The sequence below is a fragment of the Caldimonas brevitalea genome (assembly GCF_001017435.1).
GTDB classification, from domain to species: Bacteria; Pseudomonadota; Gammaproteobacteria; order Burkholderiales; family Burkholderiaceae_C; genus Caldimonas; species Caldimonas brevitalea.
This window is the reverse complement of the sequence record NZ_CP011371.1, coordinates 3,194,882-3,214,609: the sequence shown is the minus strand read 5'-3', so window position 1 is coordinate 3,214,609 and position 19,728 is coordinate 3,194,882. Positions and strand designations below refer to the sequence as shown.

Below are 19,728 nucleotides of genomic sequence, written 5' to 3'. Positions count from 1 at the left end.
ATGTTCGATCTTCATCCGACGCCGGCCGATCTGGTCACCGCGCTGCGGCTGCGGGCCTTGCTGCACCCCGAACGGAGCGCCATCGAGTTCCTTGGCGACGGCGACAACGTCACCGAACGCCTCAGCTACGGCCAGCTTGACCAGCGCGCGCAGGCCCTGGCCGCAGTGTTGCAGGAGGCCGCCGCTCCCGGCGAGCGGGCCCTGCTGTTGTTCCCGACCGGCCCCGACTACGTGATCGCCTTCTTTGCGTGTCTGTATGCCGGCGTGGTGGCCGTGCCGCTCTACCCGCCGGAAACCGGGCAGCCACAGGCGGTGAAGCGCTTGTTCAACGTCGCAGAGGACGCCCGCCCGGCGCTGGCACTGACCGATGCCGCGGGCCTCGAAGCGGTGGTGCAGCACCAACTTCAGCGCCCCGGCATGCGCGTGCTGGTGACGCCGCAGTGCGAGGGTGCCCCAGGTGCGTGGCGCGAGCGCACGGCCCGGTCCGACGAACTGGCGTTTCTGCAATACACCTCCGGGTCGACGGCCACACCCAAGGGCGTGATGGTGCGTCATGAGCACCTGCTCGCGAACCACCACGCCCTCTCGCAGGGCATGGACGAGCAACCCGGCGACCGGCACTTCAGCTGGTTGCCGCTGTTCCACGACATGGGCCTGATCTTCGGGCTGCTGCAGCCGCTGTTGCAGGGCAGCACGCTGTTCCTGATGTCGCCCAAGCGCTTCATCGAGCGGCCGAGACGTTGGCTGGAGGCAGTGTCGCGGCATCGCATCCGCCTGTCCGGCGGGCCCGACTTCGCTTACCGTTTGTGCGCCGACCGGGTTCGCCCGGCCAGCGTCGCCGGCCTCGACCTGTCGTGCTGGGAGGTCGCCTACTGCGGCGCCGAGCCGGTGCGCCAGAGCACCTTCGAAGCGTTCTGCCAGCTCGCCACGCCGCTCGGCTTTCGGGGCCGCGCATTCCGCCCCAGCTATGGGCTGGCCGAGGCCACGCTGTTCGTCTCGGCCGCGGGCGGGCAAGACCAGGTGGCCGATATGTTCGACACCGCAGCCCTCGCGCTCGGCCGCGCCGAACCGGCGCCGCAAGGCACCTCATTGGTCGCCTGCGGGGCGCCCGCCGGCGGCACTCAGGTGCGCATCGTCGCACCCGACACCGGCGCGGTGTTGCCGGAGGGGCAGGTCGGCGAGATCTGGGTCCAGGGGCCGACCGTGGCGGGCGGCTACTGGGGGCATGGCGCCGCCACGGCTGCCAGCTTTGCGGCCACTGACGCCGAGGGTCACGGCCCCTGTTTGCGCACCGGCGATCTCGGCTTCATCCACGCCGGGCAGCTCTACATCAGCAGCCGGCTGAAGGACCTGGTGATCCTGCGGGGGCGCAACCACTACCCGCAGGACATCGAACTCGAGATCGAATTGCGAGTCCCTGGCGTGCGACCTGGCCGCGTGGCGGTGTTCGCCGCCGAGGTGAACGACGCAGAGACCATCGGCGTGGCGGCCGAGGTGGCCCGCGTCAAGACCGGCGAGGCCCGCCATGCCGAGGTGATCGAGGCGATCCGGCAAGCGGTGGCCGAGGCCTTCGGCGAGCCGGCCGGCGCGATCGCCTTGCTGAAGCCCGGCACCTTGCCGAAAACCTCGAGCGGCAAGCTGCGACGTTCGGCCTGCCGTGACGGCTGGCGCGACGGCAGCTTGCAAACCCTCGCCCTCTACCGGGCCGACGGACCTGCCGCGGCCCCCAGTTCGGCCGCCGTGCTGTCCACCGACACCGAACGCCAGCTCGCCACGCTGTGGGCCGAACTGCTCGATCTCGACCAGGTCGGCGCGCACGACAACTTCTTCGCCCTCGGCGGTCAGTCGCTGCTGATGACGCAGCTGGCCGCGCGGGTGCAAACCGACTTCGGCGTGGCCCTGCCGCTGGCCGCCTGCTTCACGGCGGCCAACCTGGCCGAGCTGGCGCGGCGCATCGACGAAGCGCCGCGGGTCCCGGTGCGCGCAGGCCTGCAGCCCCGCGTGCGCAGCACCGCCGACACCACGCTGCTGCCGCTGTCCTATGCCCAGCGCCGTCTGTGGTTCCTGCAGTCGCTCGAGCCGACCAGCGCCTTCTATCACGTGGCCATCGGCCTGGCCTTCTCGGGCCCGGTCGACCCGGCCCGATGGCAAGCGGCGCTCGACGCCCTGGTGCAACGCCACGAAGTGCTGCGCACGGTGTTCGTCGAGGCCGCCGCCGATCCGTGCCAGCAGGTACTGCCCGACATGGCCGTGCCCCTGATGCAGCGCGACGCCGAGGACGAGCAGGTCGAGCGGCGCCTCGTGCGCCAGCTGCTGGCCGTGCCGTTCGACCTCACACGCGGCCCGCTGCTGCGCGCACTGCTGCTGGACGCCGCCAGCGCACGTCCGCGGCTCGTGCTCGTGATGCACCACATCGCCGTCGACGGCGCCGCGCTCAAGCCGCTGCTGGCCGATCTCGCGCTGCACTACGCCGGCGCCGAACTGGCGCCGGTGCCGCTGCAATACGCCGACTTCACGCTCTGGCAACAGGCCGAGCTGGCGCCGCGCCTGCCCGCGCTGGTCGAAGCCTGGCGGGCGCAGCTGCTCGATGCACCGGTGCTCACCACCTTGCCGCCCGACCTGCCACGCCCGCCGGCGCAAACGCACGCCGGCGCCAGTTTGCATCGGCAGCTCTCGCCGGCGCTGGTGGAAGCGCTTGACAAGTGGGCGAGGGCAGAACGGGCCACGCTGTTCATGGCGCTGTTTGCCGCCTATGCCGCCACCCTCGCCGAGGCGAGCGGCCAGACCGATCTGGTGATCGGCACCGACATCGCCAACCGGCACGAACCCGGCACCGAGAGCATCGTCGGCTTTTTCGTCAACCAGCTGCCGGTGCGCTGTCGCGTGCCGTCGGCGGCCGGCGCCACCGCCTGGCTGGTGCAGGTGCGCGACACGCTGCTCGCCGCCTACACCCTGCAGGACCTGCCGTTCGACCAGCTGGTCGAAGCGCTGCGTCCGCCGCGCACGCTGGCCCATGCACCGGTGTTCCAGACCAAGTTCGTGTTCCAGGACGCCCCGTCGACGCACTCGCTCGCCCCCGGCCTCTCGATGCAGCCGTTCGACATCCCGCGTGAAAGCGCCGAACTCGACCTGCTGTTCGACCTGTCCCGCGGCCCCGAGGGTGTGGCCGTGCGCATCGAATACGCCGCCGACCTCTACCGGAGCGACACCGTGGCCCGCTTCGCGGCCCGCTTCATCGCCCGGCTCGAAGCCTGGGTGGCCAAGGCCGAACTGCCGTCACCCGCCCGCCGCGCGCTGGTGCGCCGCGCCGCATCCCCTGTTCACAGCACCACGGAGCCCACCCGATGAGCGACCCCTCTTCTGCGCCGGCACGCCGCCCCGGGCTGGGCGGCGTGCGCCGGCAGGCCGTCGCGCACGGCACCCAGGACCTGGTGCACATGGCGCCGCTGCGCGAGGGCCAGACCATGCCCTTGTTGTGCGAACCGGTGCTGCCCGGCGTCGACCTGGTGGCGTGGGCGCGCGAGCGCCGCGCCGAGATCGAAACCTTGCTGCTGCGCCACGGCGCGCTGCTGTGGCGCGGCTTCGACGTCGACGGCGTGGCGGGCTTCCACGAGGCCGTCGGCGCCCTGTCGGACGGCGCCCTGCAATACCAGTTCCGCGCCTCGCCGCGCACCCAGGTCGACGCCGAGCGGCACGTCTACACCTCCACCGATTACCCCGCGGCGGAAAGCATCTTCCCGCACAACGAGCACTCCTATTCGCCGGTGTTCCCGCGCAAGATTTTTTTCTATTGCGACATCACCCCGGGCGAGGGCGGCGAGACGCCGATCGGCGACACGCGCAGCGTGCTGCAGCGCATCCCCCCCGAGATCCTCGAGCGCTTCAAGCGCCGGCGCATCCTTTATGTGCGCAACTACGGCGACGGCTTCGGGCTGCCGTGGCAGACGGTGTTCCAGACCACCGACCGCGCCACCGTCGAGGACTACTGCCGCCAGCAAGGCATCGTGCCGGAATGGAAGAGCGGCGACCGCCTGCGCACCCGCCAGGTCGGACCGGCCCTGGTGCGCCACCCGGTCAACGGCGAAGCGGTGTGGTTCAACCACGGCACCTTCTTCCACGCCACCACCTTGCCGGCCAGCGCGCGCGACACTTTGATGGCCGAATACGGCCCCGAAGACCTGCCGCAGAACACCTTCTACGGCGACGGCGCGCCGATCGAACCCGAGGTGGTCGAGCTGCTGCGCGGCCTCTACCTCGGGTCGATGACGAGCTTCCCGTGGCAGCGCGGCGACGTGCTGATGCTCGACAACCTCCTGGCGCTGCACGGCCGCAACCCCTTCCGCGGCCCGCGCCGCATCCTCACCGCGATGGCCGAGCCGATGCGTGCCGCCGACGTCGCGTGGACCGACCACCTCACGGAGCAGGCATGACACAGACGGCGGGCTTTCGACTTTCGGCTCAGCAACTTTCGGCATGGCGGCGGCGCGACGCCGCGTGGTGCGGCGTGCGCGGCGTGGTCGCGATGCCGCACGGCGCCACGCCGGGTGACGTGAAGGCGGCCTTGCAGGCCATCGCGGCGCGCCACGAAGTACTGCGCACCCGGATCGAGCCGGTGGCCGGCGTGCCGCTGCAGTTCGTCGACGACCTTGCCGCGCTGCACTGGGAGGAGCGCAAGGCCGGTGCCCCGGCACAGCCGATGACATTCGACACCTGGCCCCACCCCGCGGGCGCCGCGCTGGCGGCGTGCTGGGTGTGGGACGAGGCCAGCCGCGGTCAGGCGGCGACCTCGGTCAGCGACTGCTCGGTGTGGCTCTCGCTGGACGGCTTGCACGGCGATGCGCGCACCTTGCAGCTGATCGCGCAGGAGCTGCACGATCAACTGGCCGGCCGTCGCAACGATGCCGACGTGGTGCAGTACGCCGACTATGCGCAATGGCAACACGAACTCGGCGAGGCCGAGCCGGGCGCCGTGGCCTACTGGCGTGCGCGGCCCCCTCTGCCGGTGGGCCGACTGCCGCTGGAGCGACCGGTGGCCGGCGCGTTTTCGCCGCGCACACTGGCGTTCGCAGCGCCGCCCGACACGTCCGAGCCCGCCGTGTTCGCCGCCTGGGCGCTGCTGCTGGCGCGCCACCTCGACCAGCCCGGGCTGACCCTGGGCGTGGTGGATGCGGGCCGCAGCGACGAAGTGGCCGACGCGTGCGGCCCTTATGCGCGCGTGCTGCCGCTGGTGCTCGGCTACGACGCCGCACAGACCTGGCAGCAGTGGTGCGAAACGGTCGCAGCCGTGCGCGCCGACGCCATCTCGCAGGCGGAAGGCCTGGGGGCTGTCGACCTCGAGATGGCGCTGCAGTACCGCCGCGCCGCCGCGCCCGAGCCCGCGCAACTGCTCGCGGTCGAAGCCGCTTTCCGGCTGCGCCTCGACGTGCAGCCGCTCGCCGACGGTGGCGGCTTGCAGCTGGGATTGAGCTACGACGCCGGTCGCTTCGACGCCGAGGCCGCCCAGGCTCTGGTGGCGCAGCTGTCGGCGTTGCTCGCCGCCTTGCCGCCCACGTCGCAGCCGCTCGGCGAGGTCTTCCTCGGCTCGCCGCACACTGGGCCGATGGTCGTGCCAGGGGAGCCGGGCCGTCTCGACAGCGTGCCCCTGTTGCACATGCTGATCGAGCGGCAGGCCCGGCTGGGGCCTGACCGCCCCGCGGTGGCCTGCGCAGATGGGCGGCTCGACTACGACACCCTGGTGCGTCGCGCGGATGTGCTGGCCGCGCGCCTGGTCGCCGCCGGCGCCGCGCCCGACCGTATCGTCGCCGTCTGCCTGCCTCGCTCGGTCGACCTGGTGGTGGCCTTGCTCGCGGTGCTCAAGTCCGGCGCCGCCTACCTGCCGCTCGACCCTGGCTATCCGCCCGAGCGCCTCGACTACATGCAGCACGACAGCGGCGCCTGTTGCCTGGTGGCCGATGCCCGCAGTGCGGCGATCGCGGCCGCTGGTCTGCCCGTGGTGCTCATCGGCGCACCGGCACCGGCCGCCTTGCCCAACGTGCCGCCGCGCCCGCCGCACCCCGACCAACTCGCCTATGTGATCTACACCTCCGGCTCCACCGGCCGACCCAAGGGCGTGGCCATCACACACCGCAACGCCTGTCATTCGACGCTGGCACGCCACCGCTGGTACGAGCGGCCGGTGTCGGCCTATCTGATGCTGTCGTCGGTCGCCTTCGACAGTTCGGTCGCCGGCATTTTCTGGACGCTGACGCAAGGCGGCCTGCTGGTGCTGCCCGAAGACGATGCCCACCGCGACGTCGCGGCCCTGGCCAGGCTGGTCGAGCACCACCGCGCCTCACACCTGCTGGCGCTGCCGTCGCTGCACGCCCAACTGCTCGACGCCGAGCCGGCCCGGCTTGCAACGCTGACCGACGTCATCGTCGCTGGCGAGGCCTGCAGCGCGACGCTGGTCGAGGCCCACCACCGCGTGTTGCCCCAGGCCGCGCTGTACAACGAATACGGGCCGACCGAGGCCAGCGTGTGGAGCCTTGCGCACGCGACCCGGCCAGGCGAGGACCCGGTGCCGATCGGCCGGCCCATCCCCTTCATCGAAGCCTGGGTGCTCGACACCGCGCTGCAGCCGCTGCCCCCCGGCGTGCAGGGCGAGTTGTACCTGGGCGGGCCGGCACTCGCGCGCGGCTACCTCGGGCGGCCCGACCTGACCGCCGACCGCTTCGTGCCGCACCCGACCGCCGCCGGTCAGCGCCTGTACCGCACCGGCGACCGGGTGCGCCTGAACGCGGCCGGCCAGGCCGAGTTCCTCGGGCGCACCGACCAGCAGGTCAAGATCCGCGGCTTTCGCATCGAGCTGGGCGAGATCGAGGCACGCCTGGCCGAACACGCCGCGGTGCGCGAAGCGGTTGCGGTCGTGCGCGAGGACCAGCCCGGCGACCGGCGTGTGGTCGCCTATGTGATCGCCCGCCCGCCGGCGCCCGCCGCCGAGACCTTGCGCACGCATTTGCTGCGGTCCTTGCCCGAGCATTTGCTGCCGTCGGCCTATGTGTTCGTCGATGCTTTCCCGATGACCCCGAACGGCAAGCTCGACCGCAAGGCCTTACCGGCGCCCGAGCGGGCCTCACGCGCCGCCTACGTCGCGCCCCGCGACGACATCGAGCAGCAGATTGCCGCGGTGTGGTCCGAGCTGCTGGAGCTGGAGCCCGTCGGCGTGCACGACAACTTCTTCGAGCTGGGCGGCCATTCGTTGGTCGCCACCCAGGTCGTCACGCGCTTGCGCCGCCGCTTCGATGTCGAGTTGCCGGTGCGCGAGCTGTTCGCCGCGCCCACCGTCGCAGGCCTCGCGCTGGCCGTGAAACGCCAGCGCGGGCAGCCGGCGGCGCCCGGTCTGGCGCCGATCGAGCCGCTCGCCGAGCGCGACGCGCTGCCCTTGTCCTATGCGCAGCAGCGCCTGTGGTTTTTGGCCCAGCTCGACCCGGACGACGTGTCGTACCACATCGCCGGCGTGCTCAAGATGGCCGGGCGGCTCGACGTCGAGGCGTGGGCGTCCGCCTTTGCCGCCTTGCAAACTCGCCACGAGGTCCTGCGCAGCCGCATGCCGACCGACACCGCGGGGCGCCCCCGGCTGGTGGTGGAGCCGATAGCGCGCGCGTCGCTCGAGCGGATCGACCTCAGCGGCCTCGGTGATGACGTGCCTGCCGAAGCCGCACTGCGGGCCCAGGCCGTCGCACAGCGGCCGTTCTCGCTGGCACAAGGCCCGTTGCTGCGTGCCGTGCTGATCACGCTGGCGCCCGAGCATCATCACCTGGTGCTGGTGATGCACCACATCGTGTCCGACGGCTGGTCGACCGAGCGCCTGCTGCAGGACTGGTGCGAGTTCTACCGCTCGCGGCTGGAGGCCGGGGCGACCGCGCCGACGCCGCTGTCGATTCAGTACGCCGACTACGCCGCCTGGCAGCGCCGCCAGCTGACCGAGGCCGCGCTGTCGCGCGAACTCGCGCACTGGCGCGACGTGCTGGGCGACGAGGCGCCGCTGCTGGCCTTGCCGACCGATCGGCCCCGGCCCCAGGTGCTGTCCGGCCGCGGCGACCGGGTGACCATCGCGCTGCCCGGCTCCCTGGCGGCCCGCGCCAAAGCCCATGCCCAGCAGCGCCAGGCCAGCCTGTTCATGTTGCTCGAGGCGGCCTATGCCGGTTTGCTGGCCCGCCACGCCGGGCAAGACGACATCCGCATCGGCACACCGGTGGCCGGCCGGGGCCGGCTCGAGCTCGAGCCGCTGGTGGGCCTGTTCGTCAACACCGTCGTGCTGCGCCATCGATTCACGCCGCTGACCCCTTTCGACGCGCTGCTCGACGCCACCCGCGAGCGAGTGCTCGACGCCGAACAGCACCAGCAGCTGCCCTTCGAACGCCTGGTCGAGGCCCTGGCACCGGAGCGCGACCTCGGCCACACGCCCTTGTTCCAGGCCATGTTCGATCTGCAGACCGAGCGCTACAGCGCGCTGGCCCGGCTGCCCGGGTTGCAGGTCGAGCTGCAGGCCGTCGACCTGCCGACCAGCAAGTTCGACCTGTCCCTCAATTGCCGGGACACCGGCGACACCATCGAGTGCTGCTTCGAATACAGCACCGACCTGTTCGACCGATCGACCATCCAGCGTCTCGCGCAGCACTACCAGCAGCTGCTCGATGCCGCACTCGCCGAGCCGCAACGACCGCTGGCCGATCTGCCGCTGCTCGATGCGGCGGCCCAGGCCTTGTTGACACCGCGCCCGACGCGAGACTGGCCGATCGGCGAGGGCTTTGCCGCGCTGTTCGACAGCACTGCACGCGCACGGGCCGGCGAGCTGGCCGTCTGCGACGGCCACACGTCGTTGCGTTATGCGGAGCTGGCGCAACGTGCCCGTGGCCTTGCGACGGCCTTGCAACAGGCCGGCGCCGGGCCGGAGCGGCCGGTCGCCATCCTGCTGCCGCGCTCGGTCGACTACCTGGTGGCCATCGTCGCCACGCAGTTCGCCGGTGCGCCCTGGTTGCCGCTCGACATGACACTGCCGCAGGCCCGCTTGGTGCAGATGCTGTCGCTCGCGGCGCCACCGGTCCTGGTGGCGGCCGAAGTCTGCGACGTGGCGCCGCGCTTGCGCACCGCGCTGGCCCGGCCGCCGCAATGGGTGTCGCCCCAGGCTGTGGGGGAGGGTGCGCCGAGGCTCTGGCCGGCCCATCCGCAGCAGCTGGCCTACCTGATCTTCACGTCCGGCTCCACCGGCACGCCCAAGGCTGCGATGGTGCCCGCCGGCCCGATGCTCAACCACCTGCTCGGCAAGATCGAGCAGCTCGACCTGGGGCCGTCCGACCGCATCGCACAGACCGCCTCGCCGTGTTTCGACATCTCGGTCTGGCAGTTCCTGACGGCCCTGTTGTGCGGCGCCAGCGTCCACATCGTGCCCGACAGCTGCACCCGCGACGGCGCCGCGCTGCTGCGGCACGTCAATGCCGAAGGCCTGACCGTGCTCGAGAGCGTGCCGTCGCTGATGCGCGGCATGCTGGACGACCCGTCGTCGCCGGCCCAGCTGCCGACGCTGCGCTGTCTGCTGCCCACCGGCGAAGCGCTGCCGCCCGAGGTCGCACGGCAGTGGTTCCGTCATTACCCCGGCGTGCCGCTGATCAACGCTTACGGGCCCGCCGAATGCGCCGACGACGTGGCGCTGTGGCGCCTCGACGGCCCCCCCGACACCTCGCTCGCCCACCTGCCGATCGGCACCCCCACCGGCAACCTGCGGCTGCACGTGGTCAACGATGCGCTGCAGCTGCAGCCGCCCGGTGTCATCGGCGAGCTGGCCATCGCCGGCGCCGGTGTGGGCCGCGGCTACCTCGGCGCGCCCGCGCTGACGGCCGAGCGGTTCGTGCCCGACCCCTACGGCCCGCCCGGCAGCCGCCTCTACCGCAGTGGCGATCTGGCCCGCCAGGCGCCGGATGCCGTCCTCAGCTTCGTCGGGCGGCGCGACCACCAGCTCAAGATCCGCGGCCACCGCGTCGAACCGGCCGAGATCGAGGCCCGGCTGTTGCAGCACGACGAGGTGCGCGCCGCGGCCGTGCTGCTGGCCGGCACGCCGCCGCGCCTGGTGGCCTATGTCGCCGTCGACACGCGGGACGGCACGGCGCAAGGCGGCGACGACCCCTTGCGCAGCGTCCTCGCCGCGCAGCTGCCCGAGTACATGGTGCCGGCCGCGATCGTGCGGCTGCCCGCGCTGCCGCTGAACGCCAACGGCAAACTCGACCGGGCCCGCTTGCCGGCCCCCGACTTCTCGCAAGCCAGCCAGCCCGACCTGGCACCACGCAACGACACCGAGCGCACTTTGGCGCGGGTCTGGGCCGAGGTGCTGGGGCTGCCGTCGGTCGGCCTGCGCGACAACTTCTTCGCGCTGGGCGGCGACTCGATTTTGAGCATCCAGCTCGTCAGCAAGGCCCGCGAAGCCGGGCTGCAGATCAGCGCACGCGCGGTGTTCCAGCACCAGACGGTCGAGGCGCTCGCCGCGGTGGCAGAGCACGCCGCCCCGGCGATGGCCCGCTCGGCCCCCGAAGGCGATGTGCCGTTGACGCCGATCCAGCACAGCTTCTTCGAGTTGTGCGCGCCCAACCCGCACCACTGGAACCAATCGGTGCTGCTGACTCCCGCCGCGCGGCTGACCGCAGGGCAGGTCGACACCGCCCTGCAAGCGCTGGTCGCCCACCACGACGGGCTGCGGCTGCGCTTCCGGCTCGAAGAGCAGGGCTGGGTGCAGCACTACGCGAGCGGACCCGCCGGCGCGGTGCTGATCGCCCGCCAGCTCGACCACACCGACGAACTCGATGCCCATTGCGACGCGGTGCAAGCCAGCCTCGACCTCGAACACGGCCCGTTGCTGCGCGCGGCGCTATTCGACCTGCCCGGTGGCGAGCAGCGGTTGCTGATCGCCGTGCACCATCTGGTGGTCGACGGTGTGTCGTGGCGCATCCTGCTGGACGACCTCGCCACCGCCTTGCAGCCCGGCCCGCAAGGTGTGGTGCTGCCCGCCCGCACCGCCTCGTACCAGGACTGGGCCCGCTCGCTGCTGCAACGCGCCGAACGCGGTGAGTTCGATACCGAGCGGCCGTTCTGGCAGGCGCAACAGGCGCCGGCGCTGCCGGTCGAACGCCCGGGCGGCAGCCGGCTCGAGCGCGACATCGAGATCGTCCACGTGACGCTCGACCGCCAAGCGACCGAACGCTTGCTGCAGTGCGGCCAGCAGCGCGCCACGCCCGACGACTTCCTGTTGACCGCGCTGGCCCAGGTGCTGCTGCCGTGGAGCCAGCGCGAGGCGCTGCTGGTCGAGCAGGAAAGCCACGGCCGGCCCGACGACCTCGACCTCGGCCGCACCGTCGGCTGGTTCACCGCCGCCTATCCGCTGCGCCTGGCGCCCGACCTGACGTCGGCGCCGGTCGACCAGCTCAAGCAGGTCAAGCAGGCGCTGCGCTCGGTGCCCAACGGCGGCATCGGCTACGGCGCGCTGCGCTACCTGCAACGGGTGTTGCCGGCGGCGAACACCCAGGTCGCTTTCAACTACCTGGGCCAGCTCGACGCCAGCGCCGACCGTCGCTGGTTCGCGAAGCTCGACGCCCGCAGCGGCCGGCTCTATGACGGCCACACCGCCCGCCGCCACGAGTTCGATCTCAATGCTTACGTGCTCGGCGGGCAGTTGCAGCTCGACTGGGGGTACAGCCGCGAGCGTTACGCCCGCGCCACCGTCGAGTCCCTGGCGGCGCGCTTCGTCACCTCGCTCGCGACGCTGCTGCAGCTCGCCAATGGCGACGCAGCCCAGCTGCTGACGCCGCAGGACTTCCCCGAAGCGGCGCTCGACGCGGCCTCGTTCGACCAATTGCTTGCCGGAATGGAGTGATCCCCTTGGCCCCCTCTCTGCAGTCTGCGCCCGCCGCCCGCCCGCCACGCCGCAAGGCCGACATCGTCGGCATCTATCCGTTGACGACCGCCCAGCAAGGGCTGCTGTTCCACTCGCGAGAGCAGGGCGAGTCCGGCGACGACCCATATTTCAGCGTCGACCTGCTCGAGTTGCAGGGCCGGCTCGACCCCGTCGCCTTCGAGCAGGCGTGGCGCGACGTGCAAGCGCGGCATGCGGTGCTGCGCAGCGACTTCCGCTGGGAGGAGGTGAGCGCGCCGGTGCAGATCGTCTACCGCGAGCGGCCGGTCACGGTGACACATCTCGACTGGCGTGCCGATGCGCTGGACGACACGGCGCTGGCCACCCGCCTCGAGGCCTGGTGCCGCGAGCGCCGCGTGCAGGGCTACGACTTCCGCCACGCCGCCGACCTGGAGCTGGTGCTGGTGCAACTGGCCGACAACCGCTGGCTGCTGCGCTGGGCCTACCACCATGTGGCACTCGACGGCTGGAGTTATGCGCTGGTGCTGCGCGACCTGCTGCAGAGCTTGCAGGCCCGCAGCCAGGGCCGCGCACCGCAGCTGGCACCGGCGCGGCCGTTCAGCGACTACATCGCCTGGCTCAAACGCCAGGACGTCGCCGCCGCCGAACACTTCTGGCGCGCCGAACTGGCCGGCCTGGAAGGCCCCACGCCGCTGCGCCTGCCGCGTCCCGCCGAAACGCCGGCGGCCCGCTGGGCCGAACTGGCGCTGCCGCTGCCGAGCGCGGCCACCTTGCAGGCGTTCATGCAACGCGAGCGGGTCACCCTCAACACCCTTTGCCAGGGCGTGTGGGCCTTGCTGCTGAGCCGCTACAGCGGACAGCGGCAGGTGTGCTTCGGCGTCACCGTGGCAGGGCGACCGCCCGAGTTGCCGGGCGCCGACGAGATGGCCGGTGTGTTCATCAACACGCTGCCGCTGCGGGTCGCCACCCCGGGCGGCACGCGGGTGGGCGACTGGCTGCGCGAGCTGCAGGCTCACAACGCGCAGCTGCGCCAGCATGAGCAACTGCCGTTGGCGCGACTGCAAGCGCTGGCTGGTGTCAGCGGGCAAGCCTTGTTCGAGTCGCTGGTGGTGGTCGAGAACTTCCCCGTCGATGCGGCCCTCAGCGACGCCCAGGCCGAACTGCGCGCGTGGCCTTACGCACCGCCGCGTGCCGAAGGCCAGCCGATCACCACCGGCGGTCGCAACAACTACCCCCTGACCCTCGTGTTCGTGCCCGGTGCCCAGCCGCAGCTGGTGGTGGCCTATGACCGCGCGCGACTGAGCGAGCCGGCCGTGGCCACATTGGCGCGTCAACTCCAGGGGCTGCTGCAGCGCGTGCTCGCACAAGTCGACAGCACCCTCGACGACCTGGTCGTGCCGGTGACCGGCGCTGCCCCCGTTGTGGTCGACGAACCGCCCTCGGCCTATGTGCCGCTGGTGGCCCAGGTGGCGCAGTGGGCGCGTTTGCAGCCCGAGGCGCTGGCAGTGCAGGGCGAGGACGCGAGCCTGTCCTACGCAGAACTCGAAGCCCGCGCCACGCAGCTCGCAAGGCGCTTGGCAGGGGCCGGCGTGGCGCCGGAACGCTGCGTCGCCATCGCCGCGCCGCGCAGCGCGGCCTATGGGGTCGCGGTGCTGGCGGTGCTCAAGGCCGGGGGCCATTTCCTGCCGCTCGAGCCGAGCCAGCCGGTCCAACGGCTGCGCGAACTGCTCGCCGCGAGCGGCGCGCGCTGGTTGCTGTCCACCGACGCGGACCTGGCCGCCCGCCTGACCGAGGGGATGGCCGTGCGCACGCTCCCGGCAGGGCTGGAGACGGATGGGGCGACCTCCACGCTGCCCGAGGCCGACCTGCCGGCGCCGCCGCCGCCCGGCCAGAGCGCCTACCTGATCTACACCTCCGGCTCCACCGGCACGCCCAAGGGCGCTGTGCTCAGCCATGGCGGCCTGGCGCAATACACCGCCGGCCTGCAACAGCGGCTCGGCCTGGCCCCCGGCGCCCGCCATGCGATGGTCTCGACCGTCTCGGCCGACCTCGGCCACACCACGCTGTTCGGTGCGCTGGCCAGCGGCGGCTCGCTGCACCTGCTGCCGGCACCGCTGGCCTTCGACCCCGACGGTTACGCCGCCTGGATGCGCGAGCAAGCCATCGACGTGCTCAAGATCGTGCCCAGCCACCTCGCCGGGCTACTGGCCGCCGCCGCGCCTTGCCTGCCGCGCCAGACCCTGGTGCTCGGCGGCGAGGCCGCTGCCCCGGCGCTGCTGGCACGGCTGCGCCAACTGGCGCCGACGCTGCGCATCGTCAACCACTACGGGCCGACCGAAACCACGGTCGGCGTGCTCACCTTCGAGGCCGCCCCCGACACACCGGCGGCCGAACTGCCGCTCGGCCGCCCGCTGCCCGGTGTCCGCCTGCGCGTGCTCGACCACGCCTTGCAACCCGTGCCCCCGGGTGTGCCTGGCGAGCTGTACATCGGCGGCGCCAGCGTGGCGCGCGGTTATCTCGGCCGCGCCGACCTGACTGCCGATCGCTTCGTGCCCGACCCCGAGCACCCCGGCCAACGCCTGTACCGCAGCGGCGACCGCGTCTGCCGCACCGAAGACGGCTTGCTGCACTTCCTCGGCCGTGCCGACGAGCAGGTCAAGATCCGCGGCTGGCGCGTCGAGCCGAACGAACTGGCGAGCGCCTTGCGCGCGCTGCCCGGCGTGCAGGACGCGGCGGTGGTCGTGCGCGAAGGCCGTCTGCTCGCCTATGCCACGCCCGCGACGCTCGACGTCGCCGCGTTGCGAGAGGCCTTGGCGCAGCGGCTGCCCGACGCCCTGTGCCCCGCCGCACTGCTGGCGCTGCCCGCCTTGCCGCTGACACCCAACGGCAAGCTGGACCGGCGGGCGCTGCCCGAGCCGGAGGCGGCGCCCGCCAAGGTCGCCGAGCGGCCCCGCAGCGAGGCCGAGCAGGTGCTGGCCGAAGTCTGGGCGGCCGTGCTGGGGCGCACCGACCTGGGCATCCACGACAACTTTTTCGACCTCGGCGGCGACTCCATCCTCAACCTGCAGATCATCGCCGGCGCACGCCGGCGGGGTTTCAAGCTGACGCCCAAGCAGGTCTTCGAACATCCCACCATCGCGCAGCTCGCGGCGCTCGCCCGGCCCGTCCCGGGCGCCGGCCCAGCCACCGTGCCGCCGCCTGCGCACGATGCTCCGTTGACGCCGATCCAGCAGTGGTTCTTCTCGCTGCAGCAGCCCGAGCCCGCACACTGGAACCAGGCGCTGCGGCTCGACACACCCCGCCGGCTCGACCCGGCACGGCTCGAAGCGGCCCTGCGATGCCTGGTGGCACGCCATGCCGCACTGCGGCTGCGCTTCACGCGCACGGCGGCGTCCGGATGGCGCCAGGCGGCCTCACCGGTCGAGGCCGCGCCCTTGCTCGAGCGGCTCGACCTCGCCGGCTTGGCCGACGACGAAGCCGAACGCCGCTGGCTCGACGCCGAGCAAACGCTGCAGCGCAGCTTCGACCTCACCGGCGGCCCGTTGCTGCGCGCCGTCCACGCCGATCTCGGCCCCGACCGTCCGCAGCGGCTGATGCTGGCGGCCCACCACCTGGCGATCGACAGCGTCTCGTGGCGGCTGCTGGTGACCGAACTGCAAGACGCGTACGAGCAGCTGGCGGCATCGGCCACGCCGGCCTTGCCGCCGGTGCCGGGCGACTACCTCGAGTGGGCGCGCCGGCTGAGCCGCCTCGGCGCGACCCGGCATGACGAAGTGGCGTTCTGGCGCGGCGTCTTCGACGGAGTGGCCACGGCGCCGCCGAGCGACACGCGCAACACCTATCACGCGGCCGCTTGTCACCAGCTCGAGTTGCCCGCCGCCGCCTTGCTGCAAGCCAGCGCTGCGCAGCGCTGCAGCGTCGAAGAGCTGCTGTTGGCGGCGCTGGCGCCGGCCTTGTGCCAGTGGCAGCGCAGCAGCGCCGTCGTGATCGAACTCGAAGGCCACGGCCGCGAGCCGGTGTTCGACGACCTCGACACGTCGCAGACGGTGGGTTGGTTCACCTGCCGCTACCCGGTGCGTCTTGCGCCCGGCGGCGAGCATCCGTTGGCGGAGGTGAAGCGGCAGCTGCGCCAGGTACCGGGCAAGGGCCTCGGCTGGGGCTTGTTGCGCTACCCGGGCGACGGCTCGGCATCACCGCTCGCCGATCTTCCGTCGCCCTGGATCTGCTTCAACTACTTGGGCCGGATCGACGCAGGGCAGGGTGGGGCGTGGCTGCAGCTGGCCGACACGCAGCCGTCCACCACCCGCAGTCCCCGCAACCAGCGCAGTCACTGGCTCGACATCGACGCCGACCTTTACGGCGGGCGTTTGCGCCTTGCGTTCACCTGGTGCCCCGCGCTGCACAGCGCCGCCGAGATCGAGGCCCTGGCGGCCGAGGTGGAAGGTCGGCTGATGGCCGCCGGCAGGCAGCCCAACATCACCAGCGCCGCCGACTTCCCGCTCGCCCGGCTGCCCGCCGCACAGCTGCAAACGGTGCTGGCCCGCTGGCCGGACGCGCTCGACCTTTACCCGCTCGCGCCGCTGCAGGCCGGCTTGTTGTTCCACAGCCTCGGCGACCGCGGTCAGGGGCTGTATTTGAACCAGCTGCACTGCCGCTTCGGTCGCCGGCTGCAAACCGCCAAGCTCCGCCAGGCCTGGGACGACACGATCGCAGCGCACGACATCCTGCGCACCGTGTTCGTCTGGGACGGTTTGCAGGAGCCTCACCAGGTGGTGCTGCCGCGCGCGTCGATGCCGTGGCGAGAAGTCGAATCGGACGACGAACCGGACCTGCCGGCGTTCTTGCAGCAGGACCTGGCGACCGGCTTCGCCCTCGACCAGGCACCGCTGATGCGCGTGACGCTGATCCACACCGGTGCCGGCTCGCACATGGTCTGGACCCGCCACCATCTGCTGCTCGACGGCTGGTCGAGCGCGCGGCTGCTCGGCGAGGTGTTCGAGCGGTATGCGGCCTTGTGCGACGGCACGTCGAAGACCTGGCCGGCCGCACCAGCCTACCGCGAGCACATCGCCTGGCTGGCGCGCCAGGACGCCGCCGCCGGCGAACAGTACTGGCGGCGCCAACTGGCCGACCTGGAGCGGCCGACCTTGCTGCAGTCCGTCGCCGGCAAGGCGCCGGCGACCGGCGCCGCCACCGGCATGGCACGCAAGGGCCACACGCTCGCGAGCAGCACGAGCGACGCGCTGGCCGCGGTCGCCCGCCGTCACCGCGTGACGCTCAACACCCTGATCCAGGCCGCGTGGGCCGCCGTGCTCGCCGGCCATTGCGCCACCCGCGACGTGGTGTTCGGCATCACCGTCGCCGGGCGACCGCACGAACTGCCCGACGCCCAGCGCACCCTGGGCCTGTTCATCAACACCGTGCCGCTGCGGGTGCGCCTGCCGGCCGCGATGTCGCTGCACCGGTGGTGGCAGGGCTTGCAGGCCGACAACCTGGCCTTGCGTGAACACGAGCAATCGCAGCTGGCCGACGTGCAGCGCCTGTGCGGCCTCGCACCGCAAACGCCCTTGTTCGACACCTTGCTCGTGTTCGAGAACTACCCGGTCGATGCCGCCACATCGCAAGGGCTGGCGGCCCGCTGGGGCTTGCAGGCGGTGCAGGCGCAGGAGACGCTGAGCCTGCCGCTGACGCTCACGGTCTATCCCGGCGAGCCGCTGCGCTTCGAGTTCGTCTGGCGGGAGGACTGTTTCGATGCCCACGTCGTCGCCGCGCTGGCCGACCAGTTCAGCGAGGTCCTGGCGGCCTTCACGCGAGACGCCGAAGCGCCGCTCGGCAGCGTCTGCCTGCTGCCGCCGTCCGAGCGCGAGGCGTATCTCAACCAGGTGGCCGAGGCCTGCCTGGCGCATCCGGTCCACGACACGCTCGCGGCCCGCTTCGAACGCCAGGCGCGTGCGACGCCGGACGCGGTGGCGCTGTGCTACGGCAATGCCCGGCTGAGTTATGACCAGCTGAACCGCCAGGCCAACCGGCTGGCCCACGCGCTGGTGGCGCTGGGCGTCGGCCCGGAACGCAAGGTGGCCCTGTGCTTGCCCCGGTCGCACGAACTGGTGGTGGCCATCCTCGCGGTGCTCAAGGCCGGCGGCGCTTATGTGCCGCTGGACACCGCCGCCCCGGCCGGACGTCAGGGGCAGGTGCTCGAGGACAGCGGGGCCGGCTGGCTGCTGCACACCGGCCGCGGCGAACTGCCCGCGCTGCCGCCCGCCGTCCGCGCGCACGACATCCGCACGCTGACCGCCGACCAGCCCGACCACGACCTGCCGCCGCGGGTGCAGCCGCAGCAGCTCGCCTACGTGATCTACACCTCCGGCTCCACCGGCCGCCCGAAAGGCGTGGCCGTGACGCAGGCCAACGTGCTGCGGCTGTTCGACGTGACCTGCAGCGGTTTTGATTTCGGCGCCGACGACGTCTGGACGTTGTTCCATTCCTGCGCCTTCGACTTCTCGGTCTGGGAGCTGTGGGGCGCGCTGCTGCACGGCGGCCGCCTGGTGCTGGTGCCGCTGGAGGTGGCGCGCGACAGCGCGGCGTTGGCCACGCTGCTACAGCGCGAAGCGGTGACGGTGCTGAACCAGACCCCCTCGGCGTTCTACCGCCTGAGTGAAACGCTGTGCGCCGCCAGCCCGCCGCCGCCCCTCGCGCTGCGACTGGTGATCTTCGGCGGCGAGGCGCTCGACCCGGCCCGGCTCGCACCGTGGTTCGCGCGCTTTGGCGACCAGCGCCCGCAGCTCGTCAACATGTATGGCATCACCGAAACCACGGTGCACGTCACGCGGCGCACCTTGTCGTCGGCCGACGCAGGAGCCGGCAGCGTGATCGGGCGCCCGCTCGACGACCTGCGGCTCTACCTGCTCGACGACAACCTGGCCCCCGTGCCACCCGGCGTGGCGGGCGAGCTGTATGTCGGCGGCGCCGGCCTGGCGCGTGGCTATCTCGGCCGCGGCGACCTGACCGCCGGGCGTTTCGTGCCCGACCCCCACGGGCGCGAGCCCGGCGGGCGCCTCTACCGCAGCGGTGACCTGGCGCGCCGCAGGGCCGACGGTGAGATCGAATACCTCGGCCGGGCCGACCAGCAGGTCAAGATCCGCGGCTTCCGCATCGAGTTGGGCGACATCGAGGCGACGTTGCTCCGCCACCCCGGCGTGCGCGACGCGGCGGTGCTGGCCCAGCGGGACGGGCAGGGCGGGGCCACACTGCTGGCCTGGGTGGTCGGCGACGCCGGGCTCGACCCCGACACCTTGCGCGCGTTTGCGCGGGACCACCTGCCTGACTACATGGTGCCGGCCCGCTGCACGCCGGTGCCGGCGCTGCCGCTGACCGTCAACGGCAAGCTCGACCGCAAGGCCTTGCTGGCCGACGCGGCCGAGCCGGCCGCCAAACGCGCGACACCGCCCCGCAACGACCTCGAGCGGCGCCTGGCCGCCGTCTGGGCCGAGCTGCTGCAGCTGGAGGAGGTCAGCGTCGACGACGACTTCTTCTCGCTGGGCGGGCATTCGTTGCTCGCCACCAGCGCGGTGGCGCGCATGCGGGCCGCCACCGGCTTGCCGCTCGGCATCGCCGACCTCTACCAGCGGCCCACCGTCGCCCAACTGGCCGAACACCTTGCGGCCGCCGCGCCTGCGCCGTCTGACAACGATCCACTCGCCGCCATGACCGAACTGCTGGACGCACTGGAACAGGAGACCCCTTGAAACCGGACCTGAACGTCTCCCACGACCCCGCAGCCTTGCGCCAGATCGCCGAACGCCTGGTGCAGCTGCCGGCCGCCAAGCGGC

The 19,728-nt window shown here is 72.1% G+C and carries 4 protein-coding genes; all 4 read left to right on the top strand.

Going from position 1 to position 19,728, the window contains the following annotated elements; all coding sequences use genetic code 11:
* The 4 genes from AAW51_RS13850 to AAW51_RS13835 are packed head-to-tail and all read left to right on the top strand — an operon-like array spanning position 1 to position 19,644.
* Complete coding sequence (locus tag AAW51_RS13850; protein ID WP_053013558.1) at positions 1–3,348, top strand: condensation domain-containing protein; 3,348 nt, start codon at positions 1–3, stop codon at positions 3,346–3,348.
* The gene (locus AAW51_RS13845; protein WP_047195078.1) at positions 3,345–4,430 is read left to right on the top strand and encodes a TauD/TfdA family dioxygenase; all 1,086 of its coding nucleotides are present in this window, start codon (positions 3,345–3,347) and stop codon (positions 4,428–4,430) included. Before AAW51_RS13850 ends, AAW51_RS13845 begins: the two co-directional genes overlap by 4 nt.
* The gene (locus tag AAW51_RS13840; RefSeq protein WP_047195077.1) at positions 4,427–11,899 is read left to right on the top strand and encodes a non-ribosomal peptide synthetase; all 7,473 of its coding nucleotides are present in this window, start codon (positions 4,427–4,429) and stop codon (positions 11,897–11,899) included. Before AAW51_RS13845 ends, AAW51_RS13840 begins: the two co-directional genes overlap by 4 nt.
* 5 nt (positions 11,900–11,904) lie before the next feature.
* Positions 11,905–19,644, top strand: coding sequence for a non-ribosomal peptide synthetase (locus AAW51_RS13835; protein WP_053013557.1), 7,740 nt, complete (start codon positions 11,905–11,907; stop codon positions 19,642–19,644).
* Positions 19,645–19,728 lie beyond the last annotated feature (84 nt).